Origin of the sequence: Amycolatopsis sp. NPDC052450 (assembly GCF_044547565.1) — a bacterium.
GTDB lineage: Bacteria > Actinomycetota > Actinomycetes > Mycobacteriales > Pseudonocardiaceae > Amycolatopsis.
This window is the reverse complement of the sequence record NZ_JBIUAQ010000010.1, coordinates 82880-96664: the sequence shown is the minus strand read 5'-3', so window position 1 is coordinate 96664 and position 13785 is coordinate 82880. Positions and strand designations below refer to the sequence as shown.

General features: G+C 68.6%; 7 protein-coding genes. 6 read left to right on the top strand and 1 reads right to left on the bottom strand.

Features of this window, described 5'->3' with window-relative positions; all coding sequences use genetic code 11:
- Nucleotides 1-324: 324 nt before the first annotated feature.
- Nucleotides 325-864 (top strand): hypothetical protein, encoded by a 540-nt coding sequence (locus ACIHAO_RS18860; protein WP_396559427.1) that lies wholly within the window; start codon nucleotides 325-327, stop codon nucleotides 862-864.
- 448 nt (nucleotides 865-1312) lie between these two features.
- Here ACIHAO_RS18860 and ACIHAO_RS18855 read toward each other — a convergent pair whose 3' ends face one another.
- Nucleotides 1313-4099: an ATP-binding protein gene (locus ACIHAO_RS18855; RefSeq protein ID WP_396559425.1), complete on the bottom strand. Its 2787-nt coding sequence runs from the start codon at nucleotides 4097-4099 to the stop codon at nucleotides 1313-1315.
- Nucleotides 4100-4333: 234 nt separating this feature from the next.
- On the opposite strand from ACIHAO_RS18855, the gene ACIHAO_RS18850 reads away from it, so the two are divergent.
- From ACIHAO_RS18850 to ACIHAO_RS18830, 5 genes are all read left to right on the top strand, one after another.
- A complete protein-coding gene (locus ACIHAO_RS18850; protein WP_396559423.1) occupies nucleotides 4334-5854 on the top strand; it encodes a S8 family serine peptidase in 1521 nt (506 codons plus the stop codon).
- 30 nt (nucleotides 5855-5884) lie between these two features.
- Nucleotides 5885-7342, top strand: coding sequence for a trypsin-like serine protease (locus ACIHAO_RS18845; protein WP_396559421.1), 1458 nt, complete (start codon nucleotides 5885-5887; stop codon nucleotides 7340-7342).
- Nucleotides 7343-7485: 143 nt separating this feature from the next.
- Nucleotides 7486-8457 (top strand): prolyl aminopeptidase, encoded by a 972-nt coding sequence (gene pip / locus ACIHAO_RS18840; RefSeq protein ID WP_396559419.1) that lies wholly within the window; start codon nucleotides 7486-7488, stop codon nucleotides 8455-8457.
- Nucleotides 8458-8632: 175 nt separating this feature from the next.
- Complete coding sequence (locus ACIHAO_RS18835) at nucleotides 8633-13204, top strand: DUF6531 domain-containing protein (protein ID WP_396559417.1); 4572 nt, start codon at nucleotides 8633-8635, stop codon at nucleotides 13202-13204.
- Nucleotides 13205-13215: 11 nt separating this feature from the next.
- Nucleotides 13216-13587 carry a hypothetical protein gene (locus tag ACIHAO_RS18830; protein WP_396559415.1) on the top strand — a complete coding sequence of 124 codons (372 nt, stop codon included), beginning with the start codon at nucleotides 13216-13218 and terminating at the stop codon, nucleotides 13585-13587.
- Nucleotides 13588-13785 lie beyond the last annotated feature (198 nt).

The following is a 13785-nucleotide window of genomic DNA, read 5'->3' as shown; positions in this document are numbered from 1 at the left end:
CGGCTCCCGCAATAGTCAGGACGGAACAGGCCAACACCATCACAGAGCCGGCACCGCGGTCTTGAACGAATCGGACATCGCGCCGTCGATCACCAGCGTGCAGCATCCGAGGTGCTGCGGAGGAAGTTCATCAGGCCGGGCTCGATCGTTGGGTGCTGGACCTCGATTCCTGTCCGGTATGGGTCGTCGATCGCGACATCGAGCACGGTGCCGCCTCGTCCAATGCGGGTCCAGTTTCCGTCCAGTGCACCCGGCGAGACTTGCCGGGTCGTCGATTGCGGCGGCCCCGGCAGACCCGGGCATCCGTGTACGGAAGGATTCACTGTGTTCCAGAAACTCAAGATCTTCTCCGCTCTGGCCGCGGCAGTGTTCGGGCTGCTCGCCGTTGGCTCGTCCGCCCAGGCGGAGTCGGCCGCCCCGAAGCTGACGGCGGCCGAGGCGTCCGCGCAGTTCAAGCTGGTGCCGGCAAAGGACGCCGAGCGGCTGGCCGTTCCCGCCACACAATTGCAGGAGATCTGTGCGGCGTACGCTCCAGCGTGGACGGTCGTTCACGTCCCGACCAACACCTCGCTGTTCACCCAGTCCACCGACACCTCGCTCTGCATCGACCCCTCGACCGTCACGGTCACACGCCTGCAGCAGCCGACGATCGTGACGATCTTGCAGTTGACCGGCGGGCTCAACTTCAACCCGGCCGGGGTGGTCGACAACGCGGACCGTATTCCGGGACGGGTCTACAACGCCCTCGGCGTGAACTCGTTCACGTACTGCCCGCCGAACGCGGCCTGTGCGAGCGCGACCCATGTCGTTCAGGCCGCCGTGCAGGGTGACGGCGCGGTGTTCACCAGGGCTTTCTTCTCCTAGCCATGGTCTCTTGGGCGGTGTGGGAGGGTAATCGCTGCTGTCGGGGGTGAAGTACCGCAGCGCGGCGAACTCGCACTCGTTCCAGTTCGACCACGAGGCGTTGGACGGCGTGAACACCGACTCCATGTTCTGCTCAGTGCCCCAGGCGACGGTGGTATGCAAGACCAACAGTCGTTATCGCGTGGTGGCTGACTATTGTCGCGTGAATTGCACTCGGGAATTTGGTCCTTGGAAGTACAATCCGTTTCGGTCGGAGGTCACCTTCCCGTCAGGTGGCACCATTGTGAACAGTTGGTACGAGATCGAATAAAATGCGGGGCGGTACGGCTGTCCTGTCCGTGCGCTCTCGGTTCGCAGGTGTCGGCTTCGGTCGTTGAATCCGTCGAGGTCAGGTGGTTCAGCTCGGCTTCGAGCCGATTGGCCTGGGTCGCTTTGACTTCCGGCGGGTTCAGAGCCGGACATCGCGCCGGGACGGAGCGTCGAGTTTGCGGAGTACGTTGGCGACGTGGTCCTCGACGGTGCGCCGTGAGATGAACAGGGCTTGAGCGATCTCCCGGTTGGTGTGGCCGTTCGCCAGCAGGCGTGCGACATCGTGTTCGCGCGGCGACAGCTCCGTGCCGTAGCTGCGGCGGCCACGGACAGAAGGGATGACAGTGCCGGTGCTGCGGATGTGGTGGCGGCAGCGGGCCGCGTCGACGGTGGCGCCCAGGGCGTCGAACGTGATGGCCAGTTCACGGAAGATCGCGGGATCGGCGCCGGTGATACGAGCGGCTCGGTCGGCGCACTGCGCGGCGCGGTAGCGCTGCCCGAGTTCCTGGTATCGCAGCTGCGCGTCACGGTAGTACTGCTCCGCGTCGTCGTGATCTCCTGCCGCGGCTGCCACCTGCGCCCTGCACACCTTGAGCGCTATCCGCGCCGAGGGCGCGTCGATGCCGTCCAGCTCCTCCTCGGCCTCCGCGACGAGCTGCCGCGCGGCACCGATCTCGTCGTCGGCGAGGTGGCACGCGACAGCCTGGGGGACTATCTCGGCGGTCCATGCCCAGGAGCCCTTCCCGCGGAGCAGGGCAAGTCCGCGTTCCGCGTGACCGCGAGCCGCGGTGTCGTCCCGGCTGAGCAGCATGGCGGCCATCCCTCCCGCCGCGGCCACCGCCACCGGGATCACCGCCGTCGGGTGAGTGTCCAGGGCGGCGCGGAATCCGTGTTCGGCGGTCAGCCAGTCGCCGCGTGCGGCGGCCAGCCAGCCGATCACCAGGTTCAGTTCGTTCGCGATGTGTGGCAGGTGGGCATAGGTGTGGCTCAGCGCCTGTACCCGCTCGGCCAGACCTGACCACTCGCCCGCGAGCCAATCCAGCCGGGCCGCGGTGGCTTCGGTTGTCGCCACCACATAATCGGCGCCCGCACGTGAGGCCATCGCCAACCCGGTGTGCAGGAACGTTCGCCCCTGCCGGTCGCGGCCGGTCCACGAGCACGCGTCGGCCAGGTTGGCGTAGGCCCTGGCGAGATGCCTGATCTCAGCGGGGTCGTCGATGTCCTCGGGCGCGGGCAGCAGGGTGATCCGATCCCAGATGACCGGGTCACCGACGATGAGCTGCCCACCGAGCACCGTGGCCAGCACCGCCGTGCGCACCGGGCGCCGCGGCAGATGAGCGAGCAGGTCCTCCACCCGCAGAAGCCAGGCCCGGTGGTCGGCTACGGTGGCGATGTCAAGGTATGGCACGGAAAGCAGTGCCATCCCGGACGCGATGCGCTCGGGCTGGTCGCCGAGAAGCTCTATCGCGTGGGCGATTTCGGCACAGCCGCGGTCCAGCAGAGACTCGCGTACCAGCAGGGTGCCAAAGCACAGACGCACCTCGCCGCGCACGCCGGCGGCCAATCTGGGGTCTGACTGCAGCGCCTCGATGCGCATGAGCACGTCGGCGTCAGGCAGCCCGGCCAGCGCGTACCCACAGAGTTTTGTGGCCAGCCGGTTCAAGTCCTCGGCGGGCACGTCGCGGTCGGAGACCACTCGGGAGAGCAAGTCCACCGCAAGGGACATGTCCTTTGCCTCGGCCGCGGCGTCCGCGGCGCTTTCGCTGTATCGCAACCACTCTTGCGGCATGCCGGCCTCGGCGCAGTGCCTGGCGAGCCGCGCGACCGGCCACCCGGCCACGTCTGCCAGCACGCGTGCCGCGGCGCCGTGCAGCTCCCGCCGACGCGGTCCCGGCAGGGCCGCGTACACCGCCCGCCGCGCCATGTCGTGCCGGAGGCCGTACCGGTTCGGCGGGCTTTCCGTCAGCATGCCGGAGCGCACCAAGTTCACCACGGGGTGCAGTCCGGGAGACCCCGCGACCGCGGCGAGGATCTCCGCCGGCGCCGCATCGCCCAGTACGGCCGCCGCCTCGGCGACCGCACGCTCCGGTTCGATCAGCCGGTGCAGTCGTTCGAGCACCGACTCCTTCACCAGGACAGGCACATCGACGGTGGCCAGGACCCGGCCCGCCACCACCCCCTCGATCCGCGTGTCCACGAGCCGATCACGCAGCGCACGGACCGTTTCCGCGACCACGAAAGGAATTCCGCCGGTTTCGTGCAGAACCGCGGTCGCGAACGACTCCGAAACGACGCCGCCTGTCACGGCTTCGATCAGTGCCTGTACCTCCGGCTCCTCGAACGGCCGCAGTCCCAGGTGATGGGTGACGACCTCGGGAGGTGGGTGCACGACCGGACCCAGCGGGGCATCGCCGGGAAGTTCGTCGCGCCGGTAGGTCATGACCAGCGACAGTCCGGACGGCGGATCGGCGAGCAGGAATCTCAGCACCTGACGGGTGTCGTCGTCCGCCCAGTGCACGTCTTCGACCACGAGCACGGCCGGCCCGAGCGCGCGCACCAGCGCGCAGACCGCACGGAACATCCGGTGACGCTCGGCCTCCGGGCGGTCCAGCGGTGGCGGTGCCGGCGGCAGGAGATCGGCGAGTTCCGGCAGGTGTCCGCGAAGTGCGCCGGTCACCGGATCGGGATGGCCCACCCTGTCCCCGGCTCGCCCGAGACAGTCGAGCAACGGGCCATAGGGGAAAGGTTCATCCAGTGGCTGACAGGTACCGGCGGCCAGCCACAGATTCCTGCCGCGCACCGCCGCCGCGAGGGCGGCGATCAAGGTGGTCTTCCCGGCCCCCGCCTCACCTTCCACGAACGCCACCGCGGGTGGGCAGGTGACGACATCGAACAGGGCGGCCAGTTCCGCGGTCCGGCCGACCATCGGTATGGATCGTCCGCGCGCCGTCTCGCCACCCATTGGCACCTCCGCGCTGGTCACACCCATTCCGAGAGGCCGCAACGATACGTCGGACCGCCGTCACCACGTAACCCTGAGCACGGTAATGCCGTACCCCTCCGGGGTCTCACCACGATTGTTTCCGCTCCGTCCGCGCCGAATGGTGAAGCGGTGCGCCAGGCGCACACGGGAAATGGAGGAGAGATGCACAAGACCCGAATGACGTTAGGTCTGTTCGGCATCGCGGCCGCACTGGTGGCGGTGAGCCCCGCCGCGTCGGCCGCGACGCCCGAAAGCGACGTCGTGCAAGCCCGGCAGCCCCTTGCCGGTCGCTACATAGTGGTCCTCCGGGACGGCGCGCAGGCAGCCGCTCAGGGTGGGGCCGCCTCGTTGACCCAGCGCTACGGCGGTGCGGTGGTCGACACCTACGCGCTGACTCTGAACGGGTTCTCGGTCCGAGACCTGAGCGAGCGGCAGGCCCGGCGCCTGGCCGCCGACCCGGCGGTGCGGACGGTGCACCAGGACGGCGTCGCACGTGCCGCCGGAGAGCAGCCGAACCCGCCGTCGTGGGGGCTGGATCAGATCGACCAGCGCACGAAGACCTTGGACAAGAAGTACGTCTACCCCAACGGCGGCGAGGGTGCCACCGCGTACGTCGTCGACTCCGGCGTGGGTATTCAGCACACCGAATTCGAGGGCCGGGCCGCGCATGGCCGCGATTTCATCGACAACGACAACGACGCGAGCGACTGTTTCTGGCACGGTTCCCACGTGGCGGGCACCATCGCGGGCAAGACCGTCGGCGTTGCCAAGAAGGCCAAGGTGGTGGCGGTCCGCTCGCTGGGCTGTGGCGGTTCCGGGCCGGACTCGGCGACCGTCAGCGGACTGGAATGGGTGGCCGCCAACGGGAGCAAACCGGCCGTGGTCAACCTGAGCCTGGTCATGGACACCGTCGGCGTCGGCGACGCTCAAGTGAAAGCGTTGGTGGACAAGGGTTTCGTGGTCGCGGTAGCCGCGGGCAACAACGGCCAGGACGCCTGCACGGCCAGCCCCGGCCGTACCCCCGAAGCGTTGACCGTCGGCTGGATCAACCAGGGCGGCGGCCGTAGCGGGAACTACGGGAAGTGTGTCGACCTGTTCGCCCCGGGCGGCAACATCTATTCCACCGACCACACCGGCGGCTACCGAACCGGCAGCGGCACTTCGATGGCTTCGCCGCACGGTGCGGGTGCGGCTGCGCTGTACCTCGCCGCGAATCCCGGCGCGACACCGCAGCAAGTACGCGATGCGCTCGTCCGCAACGCCTCACCGGGGCTGGTGACCGATCCCGGCGCGGGCTCGCCGGACGCGTTGCTCTACACCGGATTCATCGGCGGTGGCACGCCGCCCAAGTGCGGTGTCAAGTCCAATGACGAGGATGTGTCCATCCCCGACGGCGGGGCCGCCGTAGGCAGCATCGTGACCCAGAGCGGCTGCGACGGCAACGCGTCGGCGGAACTGGCCGTACGGGTGGACATCGACCACACCTACTCCGGGGACCTCGCGATCGACCTGATCGGACCGAGCGGGGCCACAGCGGTTCTCAAACCAGCAGGTGGGGCCGGCGAGGCAAGCGGTGTGCATCAGACCTTCACCGTGAACGCCTCCGCCGAGAACGCCAACGGCACCTGGAAGCTTCAGGTGCGCGACATCCACCGCTTCGACACCGGCACCTTGACCGGCTGGTCGATCACGTTCTGATCCGGAACGCCCTGCGAACCGAGGAGCACGATGAGAACAGCACGTCTGGTCACAGCGGTCGCCATGGCACTGGCCGTGATCACTTCGCCCGCGACCGGGACAGCGAACGCCGGACCTCTCGCCACCGCCGCGACACCCACCGACCAGCTGCGTCCCCCGGACATGGGAACCCAGGTGGTCAACGGACAACGTACGACCGTGCGGGAAAACCCTTACATCATCGCGGGTCTGCGAGCCGGTGGCGGCGGTCCACAGGGACAGTCCTGCACCGCTTCCGTCGTCGGCAAGCGCAAGATCATCACCGCGGCGCATTGCATGATCGACGTCGGCGGCGCTAAGAGCTACCTCTACGGCGACGACGACCTGAACACTCCAGGTGACGAAACCTTCCGCACCCCTGTCGCCTCCTACAAAGTGCACCCCCGCTACACGGGGCCGAACTCCTGGCAGACCGGCTACGACGTCGCGGTGATCACCACAGAGACCGACCTGCCCGTCCCGGAGAGCCAGTGGGCCAAGGTGGCCGGATCGGGTGATGCCGAGCTGACCAAGCCGGGGAAGTCGGGCGCCGCGGTCGGCTACGGACGCACCTCGGCCAACGGTGGATCCGGCACGCTGTACAAGACCACGATGCCGGTCAACGACGCGACCACCTGCCAGGTGTTCAACGTGCGGGTGAATCCCGACCTCATGGTGTGCGTCGGGTACGACGACGGGCGCACCGCGACCTGCTCCGGCGACAGCGGCGGGCCGTTCATCGTGGACGGCGTGATCGTCGGTGTCGTTTCGTGGGGCTCGAGCGGATGCGACCGCTACAGCATCATGGCCCGGCTCACCAACGAAATGGGCGACTGGGCCCGCGGCGAGATCGGCGGCACTCAGCCCGGTGACGGGAAGTTCGGCGTCTCCCTCAGCCCGGCGGCGGGCAAGGTCGAACCCGGCAAGTACATCTCGACCTCCGTCGTGACCAAGGCCGGCGACGCGGGACCCGAAAAGGTCGACTTGGCCGCCACCGGCCTGCCCGCCGGCGCGACGGCCACGTTCCAGCCCGGCGCGTCCCTCAACTCCGGCGACGTCGCCAAACTCACCGTGGAGACCGCGGCGAGCACCCCGAAAGGCACGCACCGGATCACCGTCACGGCGAAAGGCCCATCCGGCACCAAGTCCGCCGACTACACCCTGACCGTCGGCGACGGCGGTTCCACGGAAGGTCCCAAGCCGACTGTCTCTCCCGGTGCGGGAACGGTGACATCCGGCTCGTTCGTCAACGCGACCGTCACCGTCGCCGGAGGAATGGGCAACAGCACACTCACCGCGACGGGACTTACGCTGAACCCGATGTTCCAGCCGGCCACCGTCGCCCCGGGCGGTACAGCACGCATGTCCATCGCCGCCCCGTTCCAGCGCGGCACCTACAAGATCACCATCACCGCGACCGACAGCACCGGCAAAACCGGTACCGCCGAATACAGCCTCACCGTCCAATGAGCTGACCCTGTGGAGCCCGTGACCACCATACGGTCACGGGCTCCACAGGCTGGCGCTAAGACGCACTGGTGGCCCGTGCTGCCATTTACGACTTCGAGCCCATCTCCCTCTCGTCGAATACCCGCGTGCGAGATCATGTGTGGATGGCATTCGATGACGCGCTTTATCCACCGATCGAGCCGTACGAATCAGGCATGTTGGATGTCGGTGACGGCCATTCGCTGTATTGGGAGGTGTCGGGCAACCCCGGTGGCAAGCCTGTGATCGTGCTGCACGGTGGTCCCGGGACGGGGAGCTTTCCTGGGATGCGGAGCCTTTTCGACCCGGACCGCTACCGGGTGATCCTGTTCGACCAGCGCAATTCCGGGCGCAGCATCCCTTCGGCCGCGGATCCGGTCGTGGACCTGTCGGCCAACACCACGCAGCACCTCGTCGAGGACATCGAGACACTGCGGAGCCACCTGGGAATCGTCCGCTGGCTGGTGTGGGGTCGCTCGTGGGGCGTGACACTCGCTCTCGCCTACGCCCAGGCGCATCCCGCGCGGGTGACCGAACTGGTACTCGCCGCCGTCACCACCGGCGACCGGCGCGACACCACCTGGATCACCCGCGACATGGGTCGCGTCTTCCCGCGCGAGTGGGAACGATTCCGCGACGGTGTGCCCGTCGCCGAACGCGACGGCGACCTGTCGGCCGCCTACAGCCGGTTGCTCCACGACCCCGACCCCGAAATCCGCGCCGAGGCCGCACACAGGTGGTGCGAATGGGAGGACACGCACATCTCGCTGGCCCCCGACGCCACCCCGTTCCTGTCGATCGCCGACCCGGGATTCCAGCTGACCTTCGCCCGTCTCGTCACCCACTACTGGTCCAATGGCTGCTTTCTCGACGAAGGGCAACTGCTGCGCGACATCGAGCGACTCCACGGGATTCCCGCCGTGCTGATCCACGGGCGCTACGACGCCAGCAGTCCACTCGGGATCGCTTGGTCACTGCACCGGGCTTGGCCCGGAAGTGTGCTCGTGGTTCTCGACGACACCGGACACAACGGCGACAGCATGACCACCGCGATCATCGCCGCCACCGACCGCTTCGCCCAAGAACAGAAGCAGTAATCGCTGGGGGACAGCGGATGATCGATGCCGGAGATGGTGCCCACAAGGGTTTTCAGGCAATTCCGGTAGGTCGTTCGGGCAGAGGTTCCCGTGTTCGTGGTGTCCCTGCTCGAAGATCACTAGCGTCGGCGGACGCGTCCAGGTCGAGTCGGATTCACGGGGGGTTGTTCGCCGCATGGCTAATCCGTTGGTCGCACCGGTGAAGGAGACATCGGCGGTGGCCGGGGTTCCGTTGCTGGAGGATGCGACAGGGCTCAAGGAAGCGATCGAGAGCAAGAACTGGGCGGCGGTCGCGATCGGCGCCGTCGGCACCGCTCTGGACGTGCTGACCGCGGTGATGGACCCGTTCGGCGCGGTCTTCGCCGCCGGTGTCGGCTGGCTGATGGAGCACGTCGGCCCGCTCAAGGAAGCCCTCGACGCGCTCACCGGAAACGCCGACGAGGTCAAGGCCCAGGCCGAGACGTGGACCAACATCGCCAAAGAGCTGGAGAGCGTCTCGGCGGAGTTGACGGACCTGGTCAAGAAGGACCTGCAGGAATGGAAGGGCGACGCCGCCGACGCCTACCGCAAACGCGCCGACGACACCTCGGCCTTGATCGCCGGCGCCCAGAAGGGCTCCGAAGGCGCCGGCAGCGGAGTCAAGACCGCCGGTGAAATCGTCGCGGCCGTGCGATCGCTGGTGCGTGACACCATCGCCGACCTGATCGGCCACCTGATCTCCTGGGCGTTGCAGGTCGTGTTCACCCTCGGCATCGGGTTGGCCTGGGTCGTGCCGCAGGTCGTGTCCGCGGTGGCCAAGACCGCGTCGAAGATCGCCCAGGTGACCACCAAGCTGGTCAAAGCCCTCAAGGCCTTGATGCCGCTGCTGAAGAAGGCCGGGACGCTGTTCGAGGACGCCGCCAAGGCGCTCAAGGGGCTCAAGGGCGGCACACCCAAGCCGCCGGGCAAGCCCAAGGGCATCGACACGAAGGGCCCGCCAGGCGGCAAAGGCGGCAAGAACGGCGACGACGGGGTCACCCCTTCCGGTGACCACGGCTCCCCGCCGCCGAGGAACGGCGGCGGAGACGGCACTTCGTCGAGCAGCGCTTCCGGCGGCGGGAATCATGGCGGCGGGAAGGACGGGCAGGGCTCGTCCGGCGGGCAGTCGTCCGGCGGTCACGACTCCCCAGCGGGTGGCGGGGGCTCCCACGGAAGCGGCGGTTCCCGCGGCGGTACCGGTCCGTCGGGCTCACGCGGTGGCGGCGGACTGCGCGGCGAGAAGCCGAACCCGCGTTCGCCGGACAACACGCGGTGCGTGACGGACCCGATCGACGTGTCGACCGGGCAGATGGTGCTCGACCAGACCGATGCCGAGTTCCCCGGCGTGCTCCCGCTGGTCTTCGAGCGCACGCACTTCTCGAACCACCGGGCGGGCCGCTGGTTCGGGTCGAGCTGGGTGTCCACAGTGGACCAGCGGCTGGAGGTGGACGATTCCGGTGTCACTTTCGCCGCCGCGGACGGGACCCTGCAGCACTATCCGGTGCCGGCCCTCGGTTCCGCGGTGTCCAGCGACCAGGGACCGGCACGCTTGCTGCGCCGTGGTGAAGACGGCGGTTACCTGATCGAGGACCGCTCCCAGGCGCTGACCCTGTCCTTCGCGCCGGGCGCGGCGGTGCTGCCCGTGTCGTCGATCACCGACCGGAACGGCAACCGGATCGACTTCGGCTACGACGAGCGGGGAGTGCCGCAGGAGATCACCCACAGCGCGGGGTACCGGATCCGGATCGAGACCGCGGGCAACCTGGTCACGGCCCTGCACGCGATCGCCGCCGACGGCGGTGAAACCGAGCTCATGCGCTACGGCTACACGGCGGGCCGGCTCACGGAGGTGATCAACCCCTCCGGGCTGCCCACTCGCTTCGACTACGACGCCGAGGGCCGGATCGTCGGCTGGACCGACCGCAACGACAAGTGGTATCGCTACGTCTACGACGGCGCGGGCCGGTGCGTTCGCACCGAAGGGTCCGGCGGATTCCTGTCCAGCACCCTGGAGTACGACACCGGGAACAGCACCACGTACTTCACCGATTCGCTGGGCAACCGCAGCGTGTTCCAGATGAACGAAGCCGGCCAGGTGATCCGGGAAGTCGATCCGCTCGGCGCGACGGTCGTGTCCGAATGGGACCGCTTCGACCGCTTGCTCCGGCGGACGGACCCGCTGGGCCGCACCACCCGTTTCGACTACGACGACGCGGGAAATCCCGTCACCGTCACCCGGCCCGACGGGTCTCAGACCCGGTTCGAGTACGGCGAGCTTGGGCTGCCGGTCATCATCGTCCAGCCGGACGGCGCGGTGGTCCGCCGCGAGTACGACGAGCACGGCAACCTCGCCCGGCTCACCGACGCCGCCGGGGCGGTCACGACCTTCGACCACGACGAGCGGGGCAGGCTCGGCGCCGTCACCGACGCGCTGGGCCACAGCTGGCGGATGAGCACCGACGGGGCCGGGCTCCCGCTCTCCCTGACCGACCCGCTCGGCGCGACCGTCCGCTACGAGCGCGACCAGTTCGGCAGGGTCACCTCCATCACCGATCCGCTGGGGGAGCGGACCCGGCTCGGCTGGACCACGGACGGCAAACCGGCCTGGCGCGAGTGGGTGGACGGCACCAGCGAGCGCTGGACCTACGACGGTGAGGGAAACCTGCGCGAGTACACCGACAGGCAGGCGCGGACGACCCGGTTCGAGGTGACGCACTTCGACCTGCCGTCCGTGCAGACCGGTCCGGACGGCAGCCGGCTGAGCTTCGGCTACGACACCGAGCGGCAGCTGGTGAGTGTCACGAACGAGCAGGGGCTGGTCTGGCGCTACGAGTACGACCCGGCCGGGAACACCATCGCCGAAACGGATTTCAACAACCGCACGATCCGGTACCGGCACGACGCGGCCGGTCAGCTCGTCGAACGCACCAACGGCGCCGGGGAAGTCACCCGGCTCGCCTACGACTCGTTGGGCAACATCATCGAACGCGGCAACGCCGCCACGAGCGCGACCTTCCGCTACGACCCGATGGGCAGGCTCGTCGAGGCACGCGACGCCGAAACCCACGTCGCGATCCAGCGAGACGTACTCGGCCAGGTCGTCTCCGAGAGCATCAACGGCCGGGCCGTGCACTCGGCCTACGACGCGGTGGGACGCCGGGTGCGGCGGCAGACCCCGTCGGGCGTGGCGTCGGCGTGGGAATTCGACGCCGCCGGCCACCCGATGTCCCTGCACTCCGCCGGGCGGCTGGTGCGGTTCGGCCACGACGCCGCCGGCCAGGAGATCCAGCGCAGCTTCGGCGATCAGGTCTTCCTGGCCCAGGGCTGGGACGACCAGCATCGGCTGAGCAGTCAGGTGCTCACCGGAACCGGCGGGAACGTGCTGCAGCAACGGTCCTACCAGTACGCCGCCGGTGATCAGGCGATCGCCATGCACGACCGGCTCGCCGGGCCCCGTACGTTCACCCACGACCGGGCCGACAGGGTCACCCAGGTGAGCGGACCGAACTGGACCGAGCGCTACCTCTATGACGCGGCGGGCAACACGACCGCCGCGGTCTGGCCGCAGGCCCCTGGCGCGGCACCCGCGGACGAGATCGGCGAACGGGAGTACCGCGGCACCCTCCTGCTCCGGGCGGGCGGCGTCCGCTACGGCTACGACGGCCAGGGGCGGCTCGTGCTGCGCCAGCGGAAACGCCTGTCGCGCAAACCCGACACCTGGCAGTACTCCTGGGATTCCGAAGACCGGCTGATCGGGGTGCGCACCCCGGACGGCACCCAGTGGCGGTACCGGTACGACCCGATGGGCAGGCGCGTGGCCAAACTGCGGCTGAACCCGGACGGTTCGGTCGCCGAGCAGGTCGACTTCGCCTGGGACGGCGCCGTGGTGACCGAACAGGCACACAGTGGCCCGGCGGACGGGATCCGGGTGACCGCGTGGGAGTACGAGCCGGACTCGTTCCGGCCGCTGCTGCAGCACGAGCACTCGTTCCCGCGCGACGCGCCCCAGCAGTGGGTGGACGAACAGTTCTACGGGATCGTGACCGATCTGGCCGGAACCCCCGCCGAACTCGTCGGGGAGCAGGGCGGGATCGCGTGGCACCGGCGGGCCACGCTATGGGGTGAGACGGTCGAGCAGAGCAGCACCGGTGTGTCCATCCCGCTGCGGTTCGCCGGCCAGTACCACGACCGGGAAACCGGGTTCGACTACAACTTCTTCCGCCACTACGACCCTTCGACCGGGCGCTACGGCAGCGCCGACCCGCTGGGGCTGGGCGGAGGCTTCCAGCCGCACAACTACGTCTCGAATCCGCAGGCGCTCGTCGACCCGTTCGGCCTCGCCCCCTGCCCGGAGGGACGGCTCAACAACGCCGTCGGGAAGTACGGCGGTCAGCCGCATACCTCCGGATCCGGCGCGGGCGGCTACCTGTTCCCCAGCCGGAGGGCCGCGCGCCAGGCGGCCGCGGAGTACATCGGGGACATGGGCCACGGCACGCAGGCGATCCGCATGAGCGACTTCCGCGGGGACAAGTGGATGAGCCCGAACGGGGTCATCGGACGCAAGAGCCACGACGGCGAGATCGGCTGGCGCGACGACCGGATGGGGCACGAGTTCAAGGGTGCCGACGGGAAGGTCGGACCGCATGTCAACGTCTGGGGGAACGGGACCAACCACAAGCTCCACTTCTTCTATCCCGACCTGCCTCGAACCTCGTATACCGGTAGATAAGGTGGGCGGCAATGTGGTGGATGATGCAGTGCGAGGACAGCCATGTGTGGTGGCGCCTGGTCGATGAAGAGCTTTCCGAGCCGCCGCCCGAGGATCTTCGGTGCCCGGAGGACGGCACCGAAGCCATCGTGGCCATGCGCCATCCCCTGGCCGACCGGGTGACGGTCGCCCTCGTCCCCGCCGCGTGGGAACGCGAGGGGAAGATCGGCTTCCGCGACCGGTACTTCCTGGAGATCTCCAGCAGCCGGTTCGCGGAAACCCTGCGCTCGGCCAGAACCTACTCGTGGGACAAGGCCCTCGAACGCCTTTCCTGGTTCAAGGACGTCGACTGGGAAGCCGCCCGACGCCGCTGGACGCGGGGCGACTTCACCAAACCGGAGTAGCTTCGCGGCCTCACCGCGGACTGTCGCGCATGGTCCAGTGACGGGTGGAGAACAAGGAGGGGCCGACCCGCGCCAACAGACCGGCCCCGGCAACCCTGTGTCCAGAGCGTCAGACCAGCCAGCCGAGCACGTGAGCCAGGTGCGCGAGCAGACCCGTGATCAGGTCGTGGCCGTGGTGCACGTGCTGGGTGAACATCT